The following is a 23,259-nucleotide window of genomic DNA, read 5'->3' on the forward strand; positions in this document are numbered from 1 at the left end:
AATTAGCCCTTCACAGCTCCGGCCATGAAACCCTTGACATAGTACTTCTGCAACGCAAGGAACAAGATGGCGCAGGGGATGAGCAGTATGACGACGCCGGCTTCGGTTGCACCGTAGTCGATGACGCCCATGACCTGCTGGCGCATATTGACGAGCGCCAGCGGCAGCGTGGCCTTGCTCGAGGAAGACAGGTACAGCGGAATCATGAAGTTGTTCCACGCTTCGAGGAATGCCAGCAGACCGACGGTGACCATGGATGGCTTGACGACCGGCACGAGGACTTTCATCAACGCCTGCAGGGAATTGCAGCCGTCCACCAAGGCGGCTTCCTCCATGTCTTTCGCAATGGCGTCGAACGCGTTGCGCATGATGAAGGTGGACATCGGCAGCTGGAACAGGGTGATGACCAGTCCGACGCCGAGCAGAGTGTCGTTCAGTCCGATGTTCTTGTACCAGACCATGAGCGGAATCAGCAGAGACGCATACGGAACCATCAGGATGGAAAGCGTCACCATGAAGCCGAGATTACGGCCCGGATAGTCGAATCGAGAGAAGGAGTAGCCCGCGAGGGTGCAGACCACCACCGAAAACACGACGGCCACCGCCGTCACCATGATCGAATTGAGCAGATACCGAGGCAGACCTTCCTGATATCCGAACAAGGTCAGGTAGTTATTAACGCCCCACCCATCAGACTGGGCGGAACCTGGTTGCGGGCTGAAGGAACAGACCACAACCCATATTAGCGGTGATATGAATACGAGGGCGAGCAACCCCTCAAGCACACGGGCGATGATACGCTTCCACAGCGGAGTAATCATGATGATGTCTCGCTTCTCTTATTTGGTGTTGTCGCGCATGCCACGCAACTGGATGGAATTGATGATCACCAGGGCCGCAAGCACTATCAGGGACAGCGCGGCCGCCATGCCGAGGTCTTTCTTGGAATCGAAAGCGAAGTTGTAGATGAGCTGCACCACGGTCATGGTGGAGTTGTTCGGACCGCCCTTGGTCAGAATAAAGAACTGGTCGAAAGCTAGGATGGAGCCAGTGACACAGTAGACCAGGCACATCACAATGGTCGGCTTCATCAACGGCAAGGTGATGGATCGGAAGATACGCCAAGTACCGGCACCATCCATGCGGGCGGCTTCGTACAAATCACCGGAGATGGATTGCAGACCAATCATCATGAGCAACATGTAATAGCCAGAGAATCGCCAGACGATGACGACGATGGTGGCCCACAGAGCGCTATGACCCGTGGCAAGCACGGAACTGTTAGCGTTCATCAGGCCGAAGAAGCTCATGATTTTCGTTACGGGGCCAACCTGGGGAGAATACAGCGCGTAAAAAAGAAGCGACGCGGACGCCAGACCGGTTGCGGATGGCAACAGGAAGCAGGTACGCAACAAATTGTTCCACTTGGTGCTTTCCTGCACGATCAGCGCCAGACAGAGACCGAGCACAAGCAGGAAGACAGTTACGATCAACGTATATTCAAGAGTAAACAGAATGGAACCGCCGAATAGCTTGTTCCGAAATACCTTGACGAAGTTCTCCGGGAAGTTGACGCCTTGGTTGCCTCCCATGAGAGACCAACGCGAGCATGCCATGATGATTAGCAGAACTATCGGCATGAAGAACAAGATGATGATCATCAGCCAGTCGGGCAGCGCATACAGCCAACCACGGCGGGTTGCTTCCACCCTAGCCGTTGAACGATACGTCCTCGCTGATGCGGTGCCCTTAGCAATAGTGGACATTTTTCTCTCCTTGGAATTTCATTGTCAGGAAGACCTCTTCGAAATCCGCCATAAGAGCCGCAGACCGGACAGTATCCAATGGTGCCGGCGACTCTCATGGCAGACCACAAATGTGGCCTGTTTTCAGTTATCTATGTTCAATCGCTATGGAAGGGAAGGATGTGGGATGAAGTTCGTGACGATCACTGACCGAGGACCTCGGAAACGGCCTGATTGTCAGCCTTGAGATCGCCGTTGCCCCAGACCGCGTTCTGAACCAGCAACTGCCATGGAGAACCAGCCGCATTGAAGGCCTCGTTGAAGGACACGGACTTCGGGGTCTTACCGTGGCCATCGATGATAACGGAGTTGATAGTCCGGACGCGAGGATCGGCATCGTTGTATGCGGTCTTCAGGGTCTGGATATTGGAAGCGGTGTCTCCGTTGTTGGCAAAGACTTCCTTCTGAGCGCCGGAACTCATGAGCCATGCGAGGAAGTTCCAAGCCTGAGCGGCATGTTTGCAATCCTTAGAGATACCCATGGCATCGCCGCCGAGGAAGGTAGAGGTCTTGCCTTCCTTGGTACCAGGAATCGGGGTTACGCCGACTTCAAAGCCGCCATCTTTCTCAGCCTCAAATAGAGCGGTGGATGAGGTGTTCGGATACGGCATGACACCGATCTTGCCGTTGGCGAACGGGGCGGTCCAAGTTGCGCCGGTCTCTTCTTTGGAACCCGCACCGAGTCCGTTGGTAGTGTCGGCGAGTTCTTTATAGGCATCAAGAACGGCTTTCATGGAATCGTTGTCCAAAGTGGCTTCGGTGCCGTCTTCGTTCATGACGCTTTCGCCGTCGGCCCAAACGGACGGGAACAGGTCAAACACGAGCGCGCCACCGGACTGGCCCGCCAGATAGGAGCCGGCAATGCCGTCTTCGTTGAGGGCCGCAACCTTCTTGGCCTGCTCAACGAATTCGGCAATGGTGCTCGGACCCTTTTCCGGATCGAGTCCGGCCTTCTTGTAGAGGTCCTTGTTCCACACCATCACGGAAACGTCTGTGATGAATGGCAGGGTGTATTCCTTGCCATCAACGGTGCCAGCCTCGATATGTCCCTGCTGCAGATCGGCTTTGTTGTCGAGGCCGTCAATCTGCTTGGTAATGTCGGTGAAGATGCCTTCGGAAGCCCAGTACGGAATACGGACCACGTCGCCTGCGAGGATATCCGGAAGGGAGTCGGTCTGGGACGCGCCGCCTACCTTGCCTTCCATATCATCGTTCGGAATGATTTCCAGCTTCACCTGGTTCTTGTGGGACTTATTGTAAGCAGAGACCGCATTCTTGGCCTGACGTTCCAGCGGAGAACGTGTCCACAGCGTAATCTCGGTGCCGTCATCCGTACCCGCCGTAGGAATATCGGCGGTGGATGAGTTTCCACCGCTGGTGCCGCAAGCAGCCATCGGAATAAGCAGCGCGGTTGCGGCAAAACCGGCTACGACTCGGGTGATCTTGTTAAAAGAGAGCATTGTTTACTTCTTTCTCCTATCGCACTCAGCGTCGAGGCAATCGGGCGGCATCTCCGCCATATACTTCCTCCAGTAGTCTTCTCCATCGAGTAAAACTGCGAAAGCCCTTTCATAATACAGTAAATTTTCCTTTTTTCAAAATCATTTCATCAAGCCACCCAGAGTGACTTCGACACGCTAGAACTACTGCTATTCCAGTATTTCTCATTACTCAATAGAGACATCAAAGCACATGAACGCAAGCAAAAATTGAAATGCGAAAACTGTTTCATATTTTTTCGCGGTATTTGATAGAATGGTAAAACGCACTATAAACATAGAGGGAAAACACCAACATCAGTCGGTACAATTCTCTAGAAAAAAACGGCATTCACGACAATGCCGACACATGGCGACGGCCCCTCGACCGCCGGGAAAGGATGGACCCCATGGATAAGGACATCCACTTGACAAGTCGCCTGGAAGACGTAGCCACCCTAGCCAACGTATCACTCGCAACAGCATCGAAAGCACTTCACGGCAAACCCCGAGTCAGCGAGCAAACCAGGCAACGCGTCATCGCAGCCGCCCATCAACTCAACTATTCTCCGAACAAACTGGCGCAATCCTTGGCAAAAGGTCATTCCGGGACCATAGGACTGATTACGTCTGATTTGCAGGGACGTTTCTCCACACCAATCCTTATCGGAGCCGAAAACGAGCTTCGCACCCAATCCACTTCCGTGCTGCTGGCCAACGCCAGAGGGGATGACGCGTTGGAACGCATCCACGTGGAAAAACTGCTTTCCCTCAAAGTGGATGGCCTGCTAATCGTACAGCGTGAAACCAATCCCCGCTCCTCTTTAGGGCACGACTGGGGCGTCCCCTTGGTTTACGTATATGGCCCATCCACAGATACTGATGACTGTTCCGTAACCTGCGACAACGTTGAGGCGGGACGTATGGCCGTCAATCATCTCATTTCCTGCGGCAAACATAAGATCGCAATCATCGGCGGAGACGAAACCTACACCGCAACAGCCGATCGCACCAAAGGCGCGATGGAAGCCTTGGCTGAAGTGAGTCTAGAACCTGCCGGGCCGATTAGATACGGCCGTTGGGACGAGAACTGGGGACGGGCGGCTACACGGCTGCTCCTCGACCAAGACGTCGATTTCGATGCTGTTGTATGCCAGAGCGATCAGCTGGCACGCGGCTGCATCGATGCTTTAAAGGAGGCGAACCTGCGCATTCCGAATGACGTGGCTGTAATCGGGCACGACAACTGGGATGTGCTCGCCACCAGTTCACGTCCGCCGCTCACCAGTATCGATAACGATACGGAACAGATAGGCCGTCGTGCCGCACGATACCTGATGGACGCCATCAATGGCAATCCGCATCATGGCGTCGACTACCTGCCCTGTCGACTCATCCAGCGCGAATCCACCCTGCCGATCGACTAAATGCAACGGCTACGCAGCCGCGCCCAGTTCAATTGCGCGGTGGCACACGGTGTGGTGTAATATCTGACCGCATTGTGCGACCCAACCGCGCGGTGGCGTTCGACTGTATTGCAAACATCCGCCCCCTCAACACCTTTGATCGATAATCCGAACCACATATGTCTTATCAATACGTTTGTTCATAAGTCCAATTAGATTCTCCAACAGTTTGGTCGAACACATCAGACCCTTCCACGGCCACAGGAGTATCATCATGCACAAAATCAACAAGCGATCGGGTTCAATTCGGGGAAGCTCAAAGCCACCAACATCCAGTCACACTGCAAGACGACGCCTCTCACATTCCATCGCCCGAAGTGCGGATTTCTTGGCCCACTTGCGAGATAAGCTCCTACCCGTCTTCACCACGGTGAGGAAACCGCCGTCGACGCGTTCCAAACGCCATTCATACCGCTGAATATGCCGCCGCAACTTCTTCACGGTAATTTGATACGCCATCGTCCTCACCTCCAGATGGTATCTCGTTACAGGCACCACCTACCGCAAGAGACACCAACACAGAGCCGCCCGCTCATCATCCCATGGAGAAGTTCCGTTCAAGCCGCAAGCGAAGGTCTCCACGGGCACAGGAAACTTCTCATACTGTTCTTTGTAACATTTATCACCCCCCGACAATCCCTCTATAAGGAGGGTCTGCATGCACGGCAACACGTCGAAGACCCTATCAATCCGCATAACGCACGACTTAATGGGCAACATTCTTTAAGTTCCCCAACAATCCCCCGGTCATCCGGAATCTCGATGGAATGGTTGGATCCCGAATACGTCAACCCGGTCTGTCAGCAACATCACGCGCAGGTCAGGCTTTACCGCATGCGGATACGACAATGGCGATGGAACGTCGACAGCGACTTGACTGCCACCAACAAATCCAGCCCCCTGTCGCATCACAGAGTCGCATCGCAGGCATCGGCACGATTCATGATTGGCAGGACCTAACTCATCACAGACTGCATTATCATCCGAATAGCAAAAATCCCGAGGAGCCATGCTCAACTCGGGATTATAAAGAGTAAACGCGGCGACGCGCTACTCTCCCACACTCTTCCGAGTGCAGTACCATCGCCGTACTAGGCCTTAGCTTCCGGGTTCGGAATGGAACCGGGCGTTTCACCTAGGCTCTGATCGCCGCAAGAAGAAAGAATACGCGAATCAAGTCTGATTGCCAAATCACGGCGTGTCGCGCACCACGAGACACTCCACAGGCAACAAGCCATGGCAGAATAAAATCCTTCAAGACGACTTCAATCACTCACGTCAATCCTTTGACACGCCGAAATCAGAAAACGTTTTCCGTTGAAAGGAAAAACGTGCTATCGTTCTAGTCAGTTCAACAACAGCCCGTTGAACCGAAAAAATAGTCAGGCAATGGAGGCTTGCATATGAGCGTTCGCGAACACATCACCGGAGTCGGTCACGTCGGTATTCCCACCAATGATCTCGAAGGCACCATCGCGTACTACGAGAAGCTCGGCTTCGAATGTGAAGGCATTTACCCGAACGGCGAAGACCGCTGCACGTTCCTGCATCTGAACAATCTCACACTGGAGGTGTGGACCATGGATCAGCCGGCGAACGCGACCGGCGCGATCAATCATTTCGCACTTGACGTCACCGACATCGACAAGGCGTTCGAGGAAGCCGAGAAGCTGGGGCTGAACTTCGTGGAAGGTTCGGTGCAACATATCGATACATTCCACGAGAACGGCATCCGCTACTTCAACGTGCTCGGCCCGAACCACGAGACCATCGAATTCTGCCAAGTGCTATAAGACATTCCGGCCGCCACGGCGGCCGGAACACATACCACCCATAAACCGACCGATCAATACATAACCATCATCGAAATCCTTCGATGCGCGTCAAACGCAATGCGCATCGATCTCGTTGGCCTAAGCAAACGCGAATTGCGGGTTACGGCGACAAATCCACCGACATGTGGCACGCACGGTACCACACGCAAGGCGGAACAAGCGTATGCAACAACGTAGCCGTAACGTTCAGGGCCAACCCAAGCTTTACCACCGTTACGGTTGCACATCACAGAAGAAGAAGGCAACCATGACACGGCCAATCGATGCACAAACGATCGACGCCACCAGCCCCACCAGCCCCAACGCCTCCGCAGAACCTGCTTCCGACGGCGCACAGCCGAAAAAACAACGTTGGATTGAATTCCCCGACGGCTATCTCAACCGTACGCCGGTGCTGCAGTTCGCCATGACCTCGGTACTGTTCGCCATCTGGGCGATCGCTTCGAGCCTGAACGACATTCTCATCACCCAGTTCAAAGCCGTGTTCTCCTTGAGCGACCTCGCCACCGCCTTCGTGCAAAGCGCGTTCTACGGCGGCTACTTCCTCATCGCCATTCCGGCGTCGCTGTTCATCAAGAAGTTCAGCTACAAACTTGGCATCATCGCGGGCCTGAGCTTCTTCGCGATAGGTTGCTTCATCTTCTTCCCCGCCTCACGCCTGGTCACTTACGAAGTGTTCCTATTCGCCATCTTCGTGGAGGCAATCGGCCTGAGCTTCCTCGAAACCTCCGCCGACACGTATGCCACGCTGATGGGCCCGAAACGACTCGGCACCGTGCGTCTGAACATCGCACAGACCATGAACGCACTTGGCCTGATCACCGGCATCCTGCTCGGCAAATACCTCGTGTTCCAAGACTCCAACCTGCATGCGGCGATGGCGAAGATGGCTCCGGACGAGGCCAAGGCGTATGGCGCCGAACAACTCGCCCGCACACTGGAGCCCTACAAGTATCTGCTGATCGTGCTGGCTGTGCTGATCGTGCTGTTCGCCCTCACCAAGTTCCCGAAGTGCCGTCCGGCCGCCAACCCTCACGCCCCAGCCACCGAGAACAAGGTCAAGCTGAGCGAAACCCTGCGTTATCTGTTCCACAACCATCGCTTCCTTAAGGGCATCGGCGTGCAGTTCATCTACATCGGCGCACAGACCGGCATCTGGTCCTTCACCATCCGCCTTGCGCTCAATCAGGGCGGCAGCTCGATGACCGACCGCAAGGCCGCCGATTTCATGATCTTCAGCTACGTGGTCTTCTTCGTAGGCCGTCTGCTTGCCAGCTATCTGCTCTCCCGCTCCCGTGAGACCCGCGTACTCGCTACGTTCATGGCGCTTGGCTGCGTGTCACTGCTATGCGTCGCGTTCCTGCCGGGCATGGGCGCCGTGTGGGCCGCCGTGGCCGTAAGCCTGTTCCTGGGACCGGGATGGCCGACCATCTACGCCCGCACCCTGTCCACCGTCGAGGACCGCCGCCACACCGAAACCGCCGGCGCGATCATCGTGATGGCACTGGTCGGCGGCGCCGTGCTGCCGACCCTGCAAGGCGCCCTGTCCGATGCGGTCACCATGCAGTTCTCCTTCATCCTGCCGGCCATCGAGTTGCTGATCGTCGCCCTCTACTTCGTCTCCGAATTCAAGCGCGACAAGTACACGCCACAACAACTCGCCGTCATGGCCGCCACTGCGCAGCAAGGGGCCAAGTAAGTCCCACGACCGCAGGCACATTGCGGCATTTGAGCGGCGCGTTCAGGATATCGTCCCGAACGCGCCGCCGCCATCATTCGGCGACGTTCATGAGATAGAGTTACTGGCAACGAACGCCCATATGTCCCGAACGCCATTCGAACGAAAGAAGGCCGGCAATGATGATCGCTTCCTGCGGCTCGGTTACCGCACTCACTCTCGGCTTGCCGAATGCCACCGCCATTCCCGCCGAAAAAGCGAATCTTCCGAAAGGACTGTTCGCCGCGAAAATGCCGATTTCCGCCAAGACGAAGCAACGCTTGGTCAACGACATCGAAGCGATTACGATGATTGCGCTGTTGCGCACCTCGAACACCTCGCTTGCACAGGGCTCACGCATTCCGGAAATACTGGTAATCGGTCTGCGACTGCACGGCAGAAACGCCACGATTCCGTCGGAAATCGTCGAACTGATTGCAGCGCAACGCAAGTCGGGCATCGTATTCGCCTGCGTGCACGACGCCGATTTCGAGGGTACGACGCGGCAGGAATGCGCATTTGCCATCCGTCGCGCACTGCCAGGTCGCGCCGGGCATACGCCGACATTCAATGTGTTTTCTTCGGCATGGGCTCCGGCCGGAGAGGCAATGCTATTAATCGACGACCCGTCAGTCGATTCGGTGGATGCGCTGTGGGAGTCGTTGTGTTCGCAGGTGATCTTCGAATCCTCCGACCCTACGAATCTGGACGCACGCATTGTGCGCCACACTCAGGTCGTGCAGTTGCAGGCCGATATCGACAAGCTCACGCGCGACCATCAGCGCGCCAAAAACCCCGAGCAACGCAATGAGATCTTCGCCAAGCTTCATAAGGCCAAGAAGCAGCTCGAGGCACTGAACGCACCACTGGTGCTCTGAGGTCAGAATCCCAATCTCGTACGTCCGAACTGGTCGAGCCAGCGCAGAATCGCACCTTCACGCAGGGCCCATGGGCAGATTTCGATCTCCTCGACGTCAAGCGCGCGCATGATCTCATCAATCACCAGGCCACCGCCGACAATCTGATATGTGCGCTCCGGCGTGACGCCCGGCAATGCCACACGCTGATCAGGTGAAATCGAGGCAAGGCGAGGCAGCCAATCCTCAAGCTGAGCCCGGGTCATCACCGATGTGTCCACACGACCAGGCTGACGTAGCACGGCACCAGCCAAGCGAGCCAATGAGCGAATCGTCTTGGACGTGCCGACCGCGTGCATCGGATGCTTCGATTTAGGGAACGCCTCGACCATCGGATCGAGGATCCTGCGAATCTGCTTGCGGGCCTTTTCAAGCTCCTGCGCATCGGCGACGCCGTTTTCCGGCAGGAATTCGCGGGTAACGCGGCCGGCGCCAGCAGGTACGCTCAGTGCCACGGTCGGGTCTTCATCGGAACCCATGGCCACTTCGAGCGATCCGCCACCGATGTCCAGAACGAGCAGGCGTCCGGCATCCCATCCATACCAGCGACGAGCGGCAAGGAAGGTAAGCCGTGCCTCATCGACGCCGGACAGCACGGTGACCGGCTGGCCGATAGTCTCCTCGATGCGGCGCAGAATCTTGCCGCCGTTAGGCGCTTCGCGCAATGCGGAGGTGGCAAGCACGAGCAGCTGGGTGATTTCATACTCTTCGGCAAGCTTCATCGCCTTTTGCACGGCCTCGAGCACGGCTTCAACGCCGGCCTTTCTGATAGTGCCATCTTCCTTGAGGTATTGCATCAGGCGGACAGTGCTCTTCACACTCGCCTCCGGCTCGGGCCGGGCTCCCGGGGCCGCATCAACGATAAGCATGTGCACCGTATTCGAACCGATATCGAGCACGCCGAGTCGTGTAGCGTGCGAGCGTAAATTCACCATGCCTCCATAGCATAGCAACTTAAGCGATTAAGTTCATGTGCGACATGCCCTCGCGATTCTTCCACCGCGCAACGGCCTCTCATATGCCAAACGGAAAGCCGTTTGCCCTCCAGCATTCAATCCGAAGCACCGGGCACATACACGACGGAAACCTCATCAATCAGACAAGTACGCTACCGGCACGCAGCCCGGCCACAAAATCGCCGAGACGCTTCAAGCCCTCGCGCAAAGCCTCGCGGGAGGCCGCATACGACAGACGCACATGCGTATCGGCCGTAGCCTCACCGAAGTCACGTCCCGGAGTCAACGCGATATGCGCCTCCTTCAGAGCACGTTCGCAGAACGTCCACGCATCCAGACCCGTATCGGAAATGTTGAAATACGCATAGAACGCACCATTCGGCTCGACCTCCAACGGCAAACCGATTTCAGCCAGACCGTCAACCACGATGCGCCGACGCTCCAGCAGCTCCTGACGGCGTTCCTCACACACAGCCAACGTTTCCGGCGTAAAGCACGCGAGCGCCGCATGCTGGGTGGGCGTATGCGCGCATAGGAAAAAATTGGTGGCAAGGTCATCCATGGCTTCAAGCGCATATTCAGGCACAACCATCCATCCCAAACGCCAGCCGGTCATGCCGAAGAACTTGGAGAAGCTCGAGCAGACAATGGCATCCGGATCGCATGCCAGCACGGATTTCACATCGGAACCGTCAGGTTCACGATCGGCCAGATCCAAGTAGGTCTCGTCGACGATACGCCATGCACCACGTTCACGAGCCAGCTCGCACACGGCCTTCAACGTGTCGAAGGCGATGGTGGTACCGGTCGGATTCGATGGCGAGGTGATCATCACGGCCTTGGTGCGTTCCGACCAGTATTCCCTGCATGATTCCGGCGTCAGATGGAATCGAGTGGCCGCACTGGTCGGCACATCCACGACTTTGCCGCCGAACGCGCGCACCAGTTCACGATTGCACGGATAGGACGGGTCCGCAATCAACACCTCGTCACCCTCATTCACCGTCAGCGCAGCGGACAGCAGCAGTGCCGTGGATCCGCCTGCGGTGATCGCAATACGTTTCGGATCGACGTCGACGTGGTGACGCTCCCTGTAGAAGTCGGAAATCGCCTGACGCAGTTCCGGCAGACCCATCGCGGCGGTGTATGGCAGCGGGCGGCCATCGTACTGTTCACGCATCGCATCGCGCACCGCAGGTGGGGCGCCGAAATCCGGTTCGCCCAGACTCAGCTTGACCACGTCGGTGCCGGCCGCGATCATCTCATCGGCCATTGCGCCGAAAACCATGGCGCGGAACGGATTGGCTATTTGCGCACGGTGCGATATCCGCGGCAACGAGGCAGCGGTAACAACGGTTCGTGCGATATCTTCAGCGTTTCCCATATCTCGGTTCTAACGGCGAGACGCGACAAGCCAACCCTTTTTCGCGGTAGTCGCCCACATAATGCGCAGGAATTCCTCAAACATCGGGACTGCCTGGCCTACCGTCCCCTACGTCATCATCCCCTACGGCATCATCCCCGACGGCATCGTTAACGTCGCCGGCATCGGCCATGATCTCGCGATATAGCCGTTCGAGTCGCTCCTCACGCACCTTCTTGCCGAGCTCGCATTCCCATACGACAATCACCCGCCAACCCATCGCCTCAAGTTCGGCATGCTGCTTGGCGTCGCGATCACGGTTGCGCAGCAGTTTCGCGCTCCAGAACTCCACGTTCGACTTCGGCATGGCATGCTTCGTACAATCTTCATGCATATGCCAGAAGCATCCGTTGACGAACACGACGGTATGGTACTTCGGCAACACCACGTCAGGGTGCCCTGGATAGCGCTTGTCGTTCTTACGGAATCGCAGGCCCTTGGCGAACAGGAAACTACGCACGAGCGTTTCGATCGACGTGTCCTTGCCCCGAATATGCGACATGATGTAGCTTCGGGTGCCACGTTCGTACTTTTCGACTCTTTTTCCCGCCACGGCCCCATTATGGCAAAAGACCCAGGATCATTCGGCGTAATCTGGTGCATAGCAACGCAATCTGGCAAATCAGACGGGTTCAAGGAGGACTCTTATGGCACAAGTGAACGTGGCCATTCTCGGCGCAGGCCGAATTGCGCAGAGCATGGCCGAAACATTGGTGAAGATGGCGGCCGACCCGCGTTACGCGGATCTGGTCTCGCCGTATGCGGTCGCGGCACGCGACGGCAAGCGTGCAGCCACCTTTGCCGCACAGTACGGCTTCCCTGTTTCGTATGGCTCGTATGAGGAGCTTGCCGCCGATCCGAATGTGAATCTGGTCTATATCGCGACCCCGCATAACCTGCATGCCGAACAGGCCATATTGTGCATGAGGGCGGGTAAGGGAGTACTGGTCGAGAAAGCGTTTGGCGCGAATGCAGCCCAGACTCGCGCAATGCTCGATGCATCGCGTGAGACCGGCATGTTGTGCGCCGAGGCAATCTGGACGCGCTATATGCCCTCACGTACAATGATCGATGACATTCTCGCCTCCGGCACCATCGGCGAAGTGACGGCCATCAACGCCAATCTGTGCTACCCCACCACGGCGAAGGCGCGCATCACCGATCCGGCCTTGGCCGGCGGCGCATTATTGGATGTCGGCGTATATCCGATCAACTTCATCGACATGATCATGCACAATGCGCCGATCGCGCGCGTGGAGTCGTCGATGCGAGCGTATGAGACCGGCGTGGATGCCCATAATTCCATGACATTCTATTACGAGAATGGCGTAATGGCCACGGCGCAAAGCTCCATTCTGTGTCATTCGGACCGTATGGGCGCCGTTTGGGGCACGGACGGCTATCTGACCTGCGAGAACATCAACAACGTCGCCTCAATCGACGTGCATGACGGCAATCATCAGATCAAGGCCCATTATGATGTTCCGCCACAGCTAACGGGCTACGAGTACGAGGTTGCAGCCTCCGCACAGGCCATGCTTGATGGTCGCCGCGAATGCGAGGCCATGCCCCACGCCGACACCCTACGCATCATGGAACTCATGGATTCACTACGTGCCGACTGGGGCCTGACGTATCCATTCGAAGCTTAGCAATACCCCCTAAAACACTATCTCGCCGCCGCGTGAGCACTTTGCCTCATATGAGAAGCAACCCGTAAGCAGGCATTGACGAAAAGTGCCGATTTTCCGCGCTTTTCATTTTTCCCAAAACGCAGGCATCGCAACTCTTGCTCACACGGCGGCGAGATAGTGTTTTAGGGGGTATGTGGTCATCACGACAACAGGCGGCTACCGTTTGCCGTTACCTTCAATAGCGGCCATGACAGCCAGAATGCATGTCACCAAATACGCCCGGGCATGCCCCGAATGATTCGGAAGACGCGGCCTCTCCTGGTTTTTTCACTGAATATGATGAGCCGCCGCACATGTCGGTACGCATATTCTTTCCTCCCCGTTGTATCCTGGTCCTGATTTCCTCTGACGAAGATGAGAGAGCATGACCGAAGCAACACCAGCCAAGCAACAACCACGCAACATCATCAACGTTGTAGGCGCAGCCATCGTCCGCAACGGTAAGGTGCTGTGCGCTCAACGTGGCGAAGGCAAGTCGCTGGCCGGTTTCTGGGAATTCCCCGGAGGCAAGATCGAACCGCACGAAACCGCGCGCGAGGCATTGCATCGTGAGATCGAAGAGGAGTTGCTGTGCGAGGTCGAGGTTGCAGATGAAGTGTGCACATCCTCCTACGATTACGACTTCGGCACCGTTGTGCTTACCTCGTTCGTCTGCTATCTGCTGAACGGCACCCCTCGACTGACGGAACACCATGAAATCCGTTGGCTTTCGCCAGATGAGATGCTCACGTTGGATTGGGCGCCCGCCGACCGCGAAGCGGTGCAACTGATCTGTGCGATGGATTTCACAAGAAAGTGACGGCAGACGATGACGGACGATGGCTGGCAGCAGAATTCTTCTCTGATCGAATCGCTTCTTTCGGGTTTCGTGGAAAAGAAAGACGATGTCGATCCACAATACGAGCCGATGCTGATCGCGAACCATGATGGCAGGACCATGGAATATGCGATCAAGGATGAACTTGGCCGCAGTCAGAATTTCGACATGTCCGTTGCCTTCGTCAGTCAGGGCGCCTTGCAGACGCTGAAGCAGAATTTCCTTGATTTTGCCGACAGCAACGACCATCGGTCCGGCAGAATCATCACGTCTACCTTCAACTACTTTAACTCCCCGAAGGCTTTCGCCGAACTACTGAAGCTACAGCAGGAAACAGGCATCCAAGTACGGATCTGGCAGCCCGGTCAGACCGACGAGACCGAAAACACCGCCGATTTCCCATATCATCCAAAGGGTTATGTCTTTCACCATTCGGATGATGACGAACCGCTCTACTCCACATACATCGGCAGCTCCAATCTCACCATCAACGCGCTGAATTCCAATCGTGAATGGAATCTGAGAGTCGCAACCACCGATACCAGCGGCCTGGCCGAACAGCTCACTGCTGAAATCAACTCCCAGATCAGCGAATCGAAGCCACTCACCGACGCATGGCTCAAACTGTATGAGGAGGATTTCAAAAGGTACGCGCCACCGCGCCGACCAAATCGCAGGCAGACACAGGATGCAGGAACCATCACGCCGAATGCCATGCAAGTCGAAGCGTTGATGAATCTTGCACAACTGCGCAAACAGGGCGAAAGCCGAGCAATCATCATTTCCGCGACCGGCACCGGCAAAACATACCTATCCGCATTTGACGTCCGTCAATTCAAGCCAAAACGCATGTTGTACATTGCACAGCAGGAACAAATCCTGAAAAAGGCCAAGGAATCATATCAGAAAGTACTCGGTTGCCCCGCTAAGGAACTCGGCCTGTTTTCCGGCATCAGCAAGGAACACGATCGCAAATACCTGTTCGCGACCGTGCAGACGATGTCCCGCCCGGAAGTGCTTGTGCAGTTCGGCAAAGACGATTTCGATTACATTCTGATCGATGAAGTACACCATGCGGCAGCTGACTCGTACAAACGAATCATCGACTACTTCACCCCGGATTTCATGCTCGGTATGACCGCAACGCCGGAACGTACCGACGGAGCCAATATCTTCGAGCTATTCGGCAACAACGTGGCGTATGAGATCCGTTTGCAGCGGGCGCTTGAAGAGAGCATGCTCTGCCCGTTTCATTATTACGGGGTTCACGAGTACATTCAGGAAGCCCCGAACGGCAGATTGCTCGGCAAGCAGATCAAGGCGAGCGACTGGACTGAGCAGGAACGCAACGATCTGTCTCATTGGCTCGAGGAGCTCACCAGCCCAAGCCGCGTGCACTATATCATCGACAAAATCCAGTTGTACGGCGAAGCCGGCACCGACGTGCAAGGTCTGGTCTTCTGCAGTCGGCGCGAAGAGGCGAAGCGCCTGTCCGCTTTGTTCAATCAGCAGATCAACCAACAGGCGGAACGTCCGTATCACACAAAGGCGATTACCGGCGAACATTCCCAAGCGGAGCGTGATCTTGCCGTTGAACAACTGGAGAATGGCGAGCTGGATTACATTTTCACGGTCGACCTGTTCAATGAAGGTGTGGATATTCCGCATATCAACCAGATTGTGATGCTCCGGCAGACCCAGTCGAGCATCATCTTCACGCAACAGCTTGGACGCGGACTGCGTAAGGCAAGCGGCAAGGATTCGGTTGTCGTCATTGATTTCATCGGCAATTATGCGAATAACTATCTGATTCCGATCGCACTGTATGGCAATACCGGCGATCGCGACGTCGCCCGTAAGAACCTGCAGCGCGAGACGATCGGCATTTCTTCGATCAGTTTCGACAAGATCGCCCGCGAGCGCGTGCTGGCTTCGCTCGATACCGCCGACTTGTCGAATATGCAGTTGCTCAGCCGTCAATACCAGCAGATGCGGTATGAGCTGGGTCGCATTCCGATGCTCATGGATATCGCACGACGTGACGCTTCGCTGGTATACACCATGGCTGCAAAGAATGATGATTACCTATCGTTTGTACGTTCTCGCGAAAAGAGCCTTTCTCGCGGCAGGCATGCGACTGCTTCGTATCTGGAACAACTTGAGCCGACTTCCGAGGTGCACAATGGCATGTTGAAGATGCTGACCGCCACGCAACTTCGTGGATTGCGACCTCACGAGTTGCTGATTTTGGCGGTACTGTGCGGATTGGATTGGAATGCGATTGATCCCGAATGCAGCGAGCGGTCGTCTACAGCGTTTCATTCCGCCAAGACTTTGGATTCGTTGGGCATTGCCGATCTCCAGAAGCTACTGCCCGAGCTTTTTCCTGGCGCCGATAATAGCGAACTGCAGTGGCGGTCCGCATTGGCAACACTTGACTACTCATATTTCATTGCCGCGAACAGCCAGCGTTTTGGGAAGACTCCGTTCATTACCGTCGACAATGGCGAGCGTTGCAGACTCTCTGATGTTTTTGTTGAACAACTGGACAATCCGACATTCAACCTGTTCCTTGAGGACACCGTCAAAGCCGGTCTGTGTAACGCACTGACTCTGGAACGGAACGCGGTGAAGCATCGAATCGTGCAAAATCATGGATTTATCTATGGCGAGAAATACAGCGTCTTCGATGTGATGCGGCTGTGTGGCTGGCAAGCCGAGCAGGTGCCGCAGAACGTCGGCGGCTACAAGCTTGACTCTCTCACCAATACGTTGCCGATCTTCATCAAGTACGAGGCGAGTCAATATGGTGATCGTTTTCTTGACTCCGGTGAAATCGAATGGTTCAGCAAAAACAACCGGTCGTTGAAATCCAACGAATTCCGGTGGCTGCTTGATGGAACCGAACGCCCTCTGACATGGCAGGATCGCCACTTTGTGCCGATCTTCATCCGGCGCAAGGCAGAGGAAAAAGAGACTTCATACTACTTTGTCGGCAATGCGGCGTCATTGCATGATGTACGCGAATCCGTCAATGTCGGTGAGGATGGCAAGGAATCCAAGGTAGTCATCTCCACGCTCAAACTCATGAAGCCCGTCGACCCGGAGCTTTACCGCCACCTTACTGGCAAATCCGCACTGTGACTGTTGGGCTCACGAGCATGGACGGGCCGCAACACCATGGACGCGCGGCCCAAACGTTTTACTCATCCATGTGTTTGAGAAAATGCTCCCGCAGGAATAGCACCGCAGAGTCGACCTCGCCGCGTCTGGTCCGCTGAGCCACATAGCGTCGAACAAGACGTTCGCGAATTCACCTGATATGAGCCTTCATTCACGAGGCCAGCGATACGCCGTATCATCTCAGCCAGACCTGAAATGTTCGTTTGAACAGAAATATAACACATCATCGCAGAAGAAAAAGAACACGCTCAATGTTAACTTTTCTCATATTATTTTATCTGCTATCAATCATTGGAATCACAACGTTTTTCCGCTAATACAGACCACAAAAGGGTGAATTACAGCGTTTTCTTACTTACTGGAGCATGCTATGGTTGTTCTCGGAAGCATTGAGCAACCACTATCACCACACACGCAAACCGAGTTTCAATGTTCATTTTGCAAATAAAAAGAACATTAAAACGCACATATCATTTGTACACAAAAGTACAAATCCACGAAAGGAACATCATCATGGCAGACGAGAAAACCATCATCAATGTGGATCTCAGCATGTTCGGACAGGATGCCGACGCCAAAACCGCCGCAGCCAACAAGGTCGCCAAGGAGCTCGGCATCAGCGACGAGGCCCTCGCTCAGGTCGAGGATTTCAAGCGCGCCCTCACCGCCCATAATGCTTGGGATCTACCGTTCATGGGCTATGTGAACGAAGATGGTTACGGCTATGCCTACGTGCCGGATGCGGCCATCACCATGAATCCGTATTGGGACGCTCACAAGGAATTCATGAACCTGCCGTATGACGTACAGACCGCATTCGCTATCCGCATGCTGTTCACGCATCGTCCTGTCGACCGTTACGGCGCCGACATGTTCCTGCACTATCATCGCGGCTTTGAAGTCAATTTCGTCGGATCAGGCGCCAACAAGTACTGAGATTCGTCGCTCGTTGCGCCAACGCAACGTAACGGCGGAAGAATCTCATCACGGAACGGCTGAGATTGTTTTCACACGGTGTTTCACGCTTGACCTCCCGTGTATTTCCCTAGTGTTGTACCGTCTCATGATGTAGCCTGTACAGTGCATTGCCTGGTCTATTACGGGAAAGGCGGGCGCATGAGCAACGCACACGGCAGAATCAACCGTCGGCAGGAGGTCGATGATCTCATCGATTACGTCAACAATGGTTGGTTGCGAACAGGGGAATTCGATGGTCCGACGTTCCTGTGGAATCATCTGATCCGTGAAGCGTCCCAAAAGGACGCCGAAAATCGCAACAATGTACCTGTGGCGCAGCTTTCCGATGCCGATAACGTAATCAGCATGCCCATGCAATGGTATTTCGATTCCATCGCCGCCATCGTGCCCACCGCCGAACGCACCGACACCGGCGTAGAGATGCCTCGCATGGACATGCCGACCTTTCACCTCGATTCACAGGCCCTTTCCGGCGTGGATGCCGTAGTCGGTAACGCCGTGGTGAGTACGCGCTGGCTTGACGCGGTCGGTAACCTCGCCAAGGCCGTAGAGATGACGGCCCGTTTTGTAGGCAACGTCGCCGACCGTGACAACGAAGGATTCGATTATCTGAAAGATCTCATCCAAAACGTGCGCGTATATATGGATGCCGTGGCCTGCAACGCCGATCCCATGACCGGAGAGCAGTCGCTACGTATGATTACGCAGGTCGCATGCAATGATGACTTCCGACTCAACGCCATGCAAATGGTGGAGCTGCTCTCCTGTGGCCTGTCGTTCGCGCAATGGGACGATACACGCATGTTCGCCTACGATGCATTGAACAAGGCGATGGCCACGATGAGTGAATTCGCTGCTTCCGCAGCAGACACCACCACGGACGCGGAGTCTCACAAAACCAGCGATTCCAATGAACCCACGCCTTTGGCGGAACTTAAGACCGACATAGACCTTTTCCAAATGGATTCCTCGCTTTCCGAGGAGGAGTTGAAGGATCTTGCCATGCTTGATCCGGCGTTGCTGACGGAGAAGGAAATCGCCGAGACTGCGCAGAACCAGTTTGATCATGCCGTACAATTTCTCCGTCATGATCTGATGCGCATCAGCGGCGATGCTGACGAAGCCGATCGCTTCCTGCGGGACAACCACACTTCCGAACCACTCGCCGATGCTTATGCGGCTCGCCTGATTGCCGCGGAACGTTGGCAGGATCTGCTGAATTTCGCGGATCTGGTACAGCGAGACAAGCCGAACCAGTGCACGGTCATGTTCCCTGAAGAGGTTGTGCCCTATGAGTGGGAGACGATTCGCGAAGCAGCATATGAAGCACTTGGACGCCGCGATGAATTGATCGCCATGTATCAGGAACGTCTGGATGACACGTATGACCCGAACACGGCCCTGAACCACATGAAACTCGAAGCTTGGAAGAACACGCCCGGTAGGAATCAGTGATTCCGATAAGGAAAGGCGTGAACGGCATACGGCCGCTCACGCCTTTCCAGGGCAGTTTCGGTTATGGGTTTCAGGCTTCTTCCGGTTGCGCTCTTGGACCGGAGCTTACGTGGCTTGTACAGATCCGGGGTCGCCTTGGCATGCTTTGTACGACGGATCATGACCACGGTCATGCCTATGGCGAGGATTGCGACCGCGGCGTCGGCGGAGTACAGCCAGATCTTCCAGGGAGAGATCCGGTAGCTGATCTTCGTACCGGGAGCGATGCCGTCCGTTGCTCGGCTATTGACAATCGCGTAACTCATGTTCTTTACCGCACGACGCAGTGTGGCGACACCGGTGGCCGAGCTTGTGTCGTGAATCAGCGAAGTGAATGCGGTACCCTATGCCATCCAGCTATCGGTGCCGGAACGCAACGCCTGGTCCACGCTGTTGGAGCCGGCGTTCATCACCATATCGGAGATGAGGAAGCCGTTGAAGCCCCATTCATTACGCAGCAGGTCGGTGTTGAGCGCATAATCCGCGCCGCCCCACGTGGTGCCGAGGTAGTTCACACAGCCCATCACGCTGGTGGCGCCGCGTATCACCTTGGTCTTTGTCTGCTTGGTGTCGGTATCCACATACTTCACAGTCATTCTGGCATTCTTGACGGCCATTCAAGCTGGTCAAGCAGCTGGTCCCACTTCGTATCATTGAAGTCAACGCCACGTAGATCCGACAGCGTCAGTCCGTTATCGGCATTGCTGGTCGGCTTCTCGGTGGTGTAGACTTTGCTGCCGGCAGTATTGCCGAGGGTGGTGTCGGTGTCCAGATCCATCTGCTGTAGGATGAGCCGGCCCTCGTCGTCCGTTTTGGCGTTGAACGCGGCGGAGATATCGGCCATCTCCTCCTTGGTCGGGAATGTGGCGGTGTTGCTCAGCGCACCGTTGGCGCGGGTAAGTTGACTGGTCTTGCTCATATGGTCGGTCATATCCTGGAACAGATTGCTGGCCGCCTTGAACGTATCGCCATTCGCTGGTTCATTGGTCGGATCACCCTGATCGTCCAGTATGGCCTGGCCATCCTTGTCGGACTGCCGTGGATTGTCGTTGTCATACCAGATGGTCTGCGGCACATTCACGGTCACGGACTGGTATTCCTCGTGCGCGGTTTTGTTGATGCTCAGCGCGTAATCGCCCTGTTCCAGCAGATACGCGCCTTTGGTGCCGTCAGAGTTCTCATGTGCATAGCTGTAGGACGCCATATCTTCCTTGGTGACGGTTACCGTGATGTCTTGCGCCGCTCCCGGCTGGATATCATCCGTCTTTTCGAATGCGATGAGATTGACGGTGGACTTCTCGATGCTGTTCTTGGCATCAAAGTCGGTGTACGGAGGGTTGTAGTAGACCTGAACCACGTCTTTGCCGGCCTTGGTACCGTTGTTGGCGGCATGCACCTTTAACGTTACGGAATCCTCGTTCTGCTCAGTGGAGACGATTTCCTGGCTGAAGTCGGTGCCGTAGCTCAGGCCATAGCCGAACGGCATCTGCACGGCGTCGGCATGGTCCGGTTATCCTTACCGTTGACGGTGAAGGTTCCGCCGGTATCATCGACGGTTTCGTAATAACGGTACCCCACATAGATGTTCTCCTCATACTCGATGAAGTTCATTTCGGTGGAATCGCCAACCGGATTCGGATAGCCTCCCTGCAACAGATACAGGTTCTCGTATTCGGCGTTGCCGAAGTTCGACGTGCTGGGGTCTTCCATGATATCGGTCATCCAGTCATCGACGGTCTTGCCGGACGGGTTGACATCCCCGCACAGGATCTCGGACATGGCCTTGAAACCCTGACCTCCCGGCCCGCCGATCCACAGGATGGCATCAGCGGAAACATCGCTGTCGTCGTTCATAAGGTCGCCTATCTCTATGACGTTGGATGAGTCGATGATCACTACGACCTTGTCACAGTTCTCTTTGGCGTATTTGATGGTGTTGCGTTCATCCTGGCTGATGGCCAGCTGATGGGGAGTGCCATCCGCATAGCCCTTGCCCTCGATGACGCTGCCCGGCACATCGGCGGTCACGTCGCCACCTTCGCCATCGGAACGACCGATGAATACAATTCCGGTGGTGCCATTCGCGGAATCCTCAAGGCCACCGTAGATGCTGGAATCGAATTCGATGATTGTATCGGTGGATCTTTCAAAGCCGGTTTTCTCATCCGGCTTCTGGTAGCCATCGGAGTCGAGGCCTCGCGCCGTAGCCTCGTCCATCGCCTTTTCCACGTCCGAATTCACGGTAAAGAATTTGCTCAGGGCACGCTTGGCGGTGTAGATGCGGGAGGATGCCGTATTCGTGGCACGGTAAAGTCGGGTGTTTTCAACGATTAGGCGTGATGGACGTGGCGATTTTCATACCCTACGTATCGCTCATCGCGGAATAATCTGTCCTTTTGCATGCATAATCTGCCCGCCACGACACACCTTCTTCGGTGTTCGCGGGAAACATGCGTGTGATGACGGGTGGAATGCGCATCCACGTTCACCCGGTATGCTGGGTTATGGCAATATGGTGGGCTATGGCAATGTGGCGAAATTTGAAACCCATATGTACGCTCACTTGAGCATGAATCCATAATCTGGAAAGGGTGTTATGAAAATCGCTACGCTTATAAAAACCACCTTTGTCGTCATCGGCAGGGAGGGTTCTACAGAAAATGGTGCCGGCTTTGTTCAGAGGCTATGGGCAGATGCCAATGGACATTTTGACGAAGTGGCGGATTTGACGAAGAAAGATGAAAGTGGAAACCTTGTAGGCATTTGGGGAGCCATGACGGATTTTTCCCGGTCTTTCCGTCCATGGGAGTCCGGTTTCAGCAAAGGGCTGTATCTGGCCGGAGTGGAATGTCAGGACGAGGCACCGGCTCCCGATGGTTGGACAAAGTGGGTGATTCCCGGCTTTGAATATCTTCAGGCAGAATGTGACGAGCCGGATATCTTCCAGAAAATGCTTGCCCTGCTGGAAGAAAAGCAGTTTTCTCTGGCCGGTGCCGTTCAAGACTTCACCGACCCCGGCACAGGCAAAAACTATATGTTGTTTCCCATCCGCAGGTTGTAACGGGAGAAAGAACGGGTAATGCCCGCTTCTTTGCGCAGATTGGTCGGTGACCGGTCGAAGGATGTGTGGGACACGCTGAAACATGGCATCGCGTCTAATGCCCCGGGCCAGATCTTTTCGGGCAATGTCCTCTTGCGAACGGGACGGATCCGGGTCCAATATGTCTTCGGTTTTTCCCAGGAAAGGTAGCGTTTGAGCGAAACCGTCAATGAATTCTTCGGCCTGGACTCCGCTCTTGGGAGGCAGTACACCACGGTCTGAGTATGGTCACACGGAGAATCGCGTTGTCGCCTTTGGCAATCACGGATAGCTTTCATCTCATCCTTCGCCGCAGCCAGCGTCAACGTCGGTCAGAAAATCATTTTCCTGTTTGAATCGTCGATATTGACGAAGTCGAAGAGGGGGAATTATCCAGATTGAAGTAGTCCTTGGCCA

20 protein-coding genes and 1 rRNA gene are annotated in these 23,259 nt (G+C 55.3%); 10 read left to right on the plus strand and 11 right to left on the minus strand.

Features of this window, described 5'->3' with window-relative positions:
• Positions 1-2: 2 nt before the first annotated feature.
• From BBDE_RS08190 to BBDE_RS08200, 3 genes are all read right to left on the minus strand, one after another.
• Entirely contained in the window at positions 3-821 is an 819-nt protein-coding gene (locus BBDE_RS08190; RefSeq protein ID WP_003839153.1) for a carbohydrate ABC transporter permease, read from the minus strand.
• An 18-nt stretch (positions 822-839) separates the two neighbouring features.
• Positions 840-1,766, minus strand: a complete 927-nt coding sequence (locus BBDE_RS08195; RefSeq protein ID WP_033489025.1) for a carbohydrate ABC transporter permease — start codon at positions 1,764-1,766, stop codon at positions 840-842.
• A gap of 182 nt (positions 1,767-1,948) precedes the next feature.
• On the minus strand, positions 1,949-3,265 hold the full coding sequence (locus tag BBDE_RS08200; protein ID WP_003839150.1) for an ABC transporter substrate-binding protein: 1,317 nt from the start codon (positions 3,263-3,265) through the stop codon (positions 1,949-1,951).
• A 428-nt stretch (positions 3,266-3,693) separates the two neighbouring features.
• Here BBDE_RS08200 and BBDE_RS08205 point away from each other — a divergent pair, with 428 nt between their 5' ends.
• Positions 3,694-4,710 (plus strand): LacI family DNA-binding transcriptional regulator, encoded by a 1,017-nt coding sequence (locus BBDE_RS08205; protein WP_012902415.1) that lies wholly within the window; start codon positions 3,694-3,696, stop codon positions 4,708-4,710.
• A 1,076-nt stretch (positions 4,711-5,786) separates the two neighbouring features.
• Here BBDE_RS08205 and rrf read toward each other — a convergent pair.
• Positions 5,787-5,903: ribosomal RNA gene (gene rrf, locus BBDE_RS08220) — 5S ribosomal RNA — on the minus strand.
• 249 nt (positions 5,904-6,152) lie between these two features.
• On the opposite strand from rrf, the gene BBDE_RS08225 reads away from it, so the two are divergent.
• The 3 genes from BBDE_RS08225 to BBDE_RS08235 all read left to right on the plus strand — a co-directional run bounded on the left by BBDE_RS08225 (position 6,153) and on the right by BBDE_RS08235 (position 9,179).
• Positions 6,153-6,542 (plus strand): VOC family protein, encoded by a 390-nt coding sequence (locus tag BBDE_RS08225; protein WP_003839143.1) that lies wholly within the window; start codon positions 6,153-6,155, stop codon positions 6,540-6,542.
• A gap of 289 nt (positions 6,543-6,831) precedes the next feature.
• On the plus strand, positions 6,832-8,283 hold the full coding sequence (fucP, locus tag BBDE_RS08230; protein ID WP_012902417.1) for an L-fucose:H+ symporter permease: 1,452 nt from the start codon (positions 6,832-6,834) through the stop codon (positions 8,281-8,283).
• A 158-nt stretch (positions 8,284-8,441) separates the two neighbouring features.
• Positions 8,442-9,179, plus strand: coding sequence for a DUF4391 domain-containing protein (locus BBDE_RS08235; protein WP_003839140.1), 738 nt, complete (start codon positions 8,442-8,444; stop codon positions 9,177-9,179).
• Positions 9,180-9,181: 2 nt separating this feature from the next.
• On the opposite strand, the gene BBDE_RS08240 is transcribed toward BBDE_RS08235, so the two are convergent.
• The 3 genes from BBDE_RS08240 to BBDE_RS08250 all read right to left on the minus strand — a co-directional run bounded on the left by BBDE_RS08240 (position 9,182) and on the right by BBDE_RS08250 (position 12,099).
• Positions 9,182-10,153 (minus strand): Ppx/GppA phosphatase family protein, encoded by a 972-nt coding sequence (locus BBDE_RS08240; RefSeq protein ID WP_003839139.1) that lies wholly within the window; start codon positions 10,151-10,153, stop codon positions 9,182-9,184.
• 160 nt (positions 10,154-10,313) lie between these two features.
• Positions 10,314-11,558: an aminotransferase class I/II-fold pyridoxal phosphate-dependent enzyme gene (locus tag BBDE_RS08245; protein WP_003839136.1), complete on the minus strand. Its 1,245-nt coding sequence runs from the start codon at positions 11,556-11,558 to the stop codon at positions 10,314-10,316.
• 76 nt (positions 11,559-11,634) lie between these two features.
• Positions 11,635-12,099 (minus strand): very short patch repair endonuclease, encoded by a 465-nt coding sequence (locus BBDE_RS08250; RefSeq protein ID WP_003839134.1) that lies wholly within the window; start codon positions 12,097-12,099, stop codon positions 11,635-11,637.
• 145 nt (positions 12,100-12,244) lie between these two features.
• Here BBDE_RS08250 and BBDE_RS08255 point away from each other — a divergent pair, with 145 nt between their 5' ends.
• The 5 genes from BBDE_RS08255 to BBDE_RS08275 all read left to right on the plus strand — a co-directional run bounded on the left by BBDE_RS08255 (position 12,245) and on the right by BBDE_RS08275 (position 19,724).
• Positions 12,245-13,249 (plus strand): Gfo/Idh/MocA family protein, encoded by a 1,005-nt coding sequence (locus BBDE_RS08255; protein WP_003839133.1) that lies wholly within the window; start codon positions 12,245-12,247, stop codon positions 13,247-13,249.
• 406 nt (positions 13,250-13,655) lie between these two features.
• Positions 13,656-14,090 (plus strand): (deoxy)nucleoside triphosphate pyrophosphohydrolase, encoded by a 435-nt coding sequence (locus BBDE_RS08260; protein WP_003839129.1) that lies wholly within the window; start codon positions 13,656-13,658, stop codon positions 14,088-14,090.
• A gap of 9 nt (positions 14,091-14,099) precedes the next feature.
• Positions 14,100-17,252, plus strand: a complete 3,153-nt coding sequence (locus BBDE_RS08265) for a DEAD/DEAH box helicase (protein ID WP_012902421.1) — start codon at positions 14,100-14,102, stop codon at positions 17,250-17,252.
• A 552-nt stretch (positions 17,253-17,804) separates the two neighbouring features.
• Complete coding sequence (locus BBDE_RS08270) at positions 17,805-18,227, plus strand: hypothetical protein (RefSeq protein ID WP_003845014.1); 423 nt, start codon at positions 17,805-17,807, stop codon at positions 18,225-18,227.
• A gap of 180 nt (positions 18,228-18,407) precedes the next feature.
• Positions 18,408-19,724, plus strand: a complete 1,317-nt coding sequence (locus BBDE_RS08275; protein WP_012902422.1) for a DUF6880 family protein — start codon at positions 18,408-18,410, stop codon at positions 19,722-19,724.
• Here the strand turns inward: BBDE_RS08275 and BBDE_RS08280 are convergent.
• The 4 genes from BBDE_RS08280 to BBDE_RS08295 all read right to left on the minus strand — a co-directional run bounded on the left by BBDE_RS08280 (position 19,718) and on the right by BBDE_RS08295 (position 21,980).
• The gene (locus tag BBDE_RS08280; protein ID WP_003839118.1) at positions 19,718-20,029 is read right to left on the minus strand and encodes a hypothetical protein; all 312 of its coding nucleotides are present in this window, start codon (positions 20,027-20,029) and stop codon (positions 19,718-19,720) included. The two genes, BBDE_RS08275 and BBDE_RS08280, sit on opposite strands and share 7 nt — an antisense overlap.
• 78 nt (positions 20,030-20,107) lie before the next feature.
• Complete coding sequence (locus BBDE_RS08285; RefSeq protein WP_003839116.1) at positions 20,108-20,359, minus strand: glycoside hydrolase family 3 N-terminal domain-containing protein; 252 nt, start codon at positions 20,357-20,359, stop codon at positions 20,108-20,110.
• Complete coding sequence (locus BBDE_RS08290) at positions 20,356-21,249, minus strand: fibronectin type III-like domain-contianing protein (protein ID WP_003839114.1); 894 nt, start codon at positions 21,247-21,249, stop codon at positions 20,356-20,358. Before BBDE_RS08290 ends, BBDE_RS08285 begins: the two co-directional genes overlap by 4 nt.
• Complete coding sequence (locus BBDE_RS08295) at positions 21,228-21,980, minus strand: glycoside hydrolase family 3 C-terminal domain-containing protein (RefSeq protein ID WP_003839112.1); 753 nt, start codon at positions 21,978-21,980, stop codon at positions 21,228-21,230. The genes BBDE_RS08290 and BBDE_RS08295 overlap by 22 nt, the downstream gene beginning before the upstream one ends.
• Positions 21,981-22,359: 379 nt before the next feature.
• Here BBDE_RS08295 and BBDE_RS08300 point away from each other — a divergent pair, with 379 nt between their 5' ends.
• Positions 22,360-22,824 (plus strand): GyrI-like domain-containing protein, encoded by a 465-nt coding sequence (locus tag BBDE_RS08300; RefSeq protein WP_003839109.1) that lies wholly within the window; start codon positions 22,360-22,362, stop codon positions 22,822-22,824.
• The last annotated feature ends 435 nt before the right edge of the window (positions 22,825-23,259 follow it).

Source organism: Bifidobacterium dentium JCM 1195 = DSM 20436, assembly GCF_001042595.1.
Taxonomy (GTDB): Bacteria; Actinomycetota; Actinomycetes; order Actinomycetales; family Bifidobacteriaceae; genus Bifidobacterium; species Bifidobacterium dentium.

What these genes read in the sequence shown, in the direction of transcription:
- BBDE_RS08260 (WP_003839129.1), top strand. Translation starts at nt 13,656, where the DNA reads ATGACCGAAGCAACACCAGCCAAGCAACAACCACGCAACATCATCAAC.
- BBDE_RS08240 (WP_003839139.1), bottom strand. Translation starts at nt 10,153, where the DNA reads ATGGTGAATTTACGCTCGCACGCTACACGACTCGGCGTGCTCGATATC.
- BBDE_RS08280 (WP_003839118.1), bottom strand. Translation starts at nt 20,029, where the DNA reads ATGAGTTACGCGATTGTCAATAGCCGAGCAACGGACGGCATCGCTCCC.
- BBDE_RS08200 (WP_003839150.1), bottom strand. Translation starts at nt 3,265, where the DNA reads ATGCTCTCTTTTAACAAGATCACCCGAGTCGTAGCCGGTTTTGCCGCA.
- BBDE_RS08275 (WP_012902422.1), top strand. Translation starts at nt 18,408, where the DNA reads ATGAGCAACGCACACGGCAGAATCAACCGTCGGCAGGAGGTCGATGAT.
- BBDE_RS08285 (WP_003839116.1), bottom strand. Translation starts at nt 20,359, where the DNA reads ATGACTGTGAAGTATGTGGATACCGACACCAAGCAGACAAAGACCAAG.
- BBDE_RS08300 (WP_003839109.1), top strand. Translation starts at nt 22,360, where the DNA reads ATGAAAATCGCTACGCTTATAAAAACCACCTTTGTCGTCATCGGCAGG.
- BBDE_RS08290 (WP_003839114.1), bottom strand. Translation starts at nt 21,249, where the DNA reads ATGCCGTTCGGCTATGGCCTGAGCTACGGCACCGACTTCAGCCAGGAA.
- BBDE_RS08245 (WP_003839136.1), bottom strand. Translation starts at nt 11,558, where the DNA reads ATGGGAAACGCTGAAGATATCGCACGAACCGTTGTTACCGCTGCCTCG.
- fucP (WP_012902417.1), top strand. Translation starts at nt 6,832, where the DNA reads ATGACACGGCCAATCGATGCACAAACGATCGACGCCACCAGCCCCACC.
- BBDE_RS08295 (WP_003839112.1), bottom strand. Translation starts at nt 21,980, where the DNA reads ATGGACGAGGCTACGGCGCGAGGCCTCGACTCCGATGGCTACCAGAAG.
- BBDE_RS08205 (WP_012902415.1), top strand. Translation starts at nt 3,694, where the DNA reads ATGGATAAGGACATCCACTTGACAAGTCGCCTGGAAGACGTAGCCACC.
- BBDE_RS08270 (WP_003845014.1), top strand. Translation starts at nt 17,805, where the DNA reads ATGGCAGACGAGAAAACCATCATCAATGTGGATCTCAGCATGTTCGGA.
- BBDE_RS08190 (WP_003839153.1), bottom strand. Translation starts at nt 821, where the DNA reads ATGATTACTCCGCTGTGGAAGCGTATCATCGCCCGTGTGCTTGAGGGG.
- BBDE_RS08250 (WP_003839134.1), bottom strand. Translation starts at nt 12,099, where the DNA reads ATGTCGCATATTCGGGGCAAGGACACGTCGATCGAAACGCTCGTGCGT.
- BBDE_RS08255 (WP_003839133.1), top strand. Translation starts at nt 12,245, where the DNA reads ATGGCACAAGTGAACGTGGCCATTCTCGGCGCAGGCCGAATTGCGCAG.
- BBDE_RS08235 (WP_003839140.1), top strand. Translation starts at nt 8,442, where the DNA reads ATGATGATCGCTTCCTGCGGCTCGGTTACCGCACTCACTCTCGGCTTG.
- BBDE_RS08195 (WP_033489025.1), bottom strand. Translation starts at nt 1,766, where the DNA reads ATGTCCACTATTGCTAAGGGCACCGCATCAGCGAGGACGTATCGTTCA.
- BBDE_RS08225 (WP_003839143.1), top strand. Translation starts at nt 6,153, where the DNA reads ATGAGCGTTCGCGAACACATCACCGGAGTCGGTCACGTCGGTATTCCC.
- BBDE_RS08265 (WP_012902421.1), top strand. Translation starts at nt 14,100, where the DNA reads ATGACGGACGATGGCTGGCAGCAGAATTCTTCTCTGATCGAATCGCTT.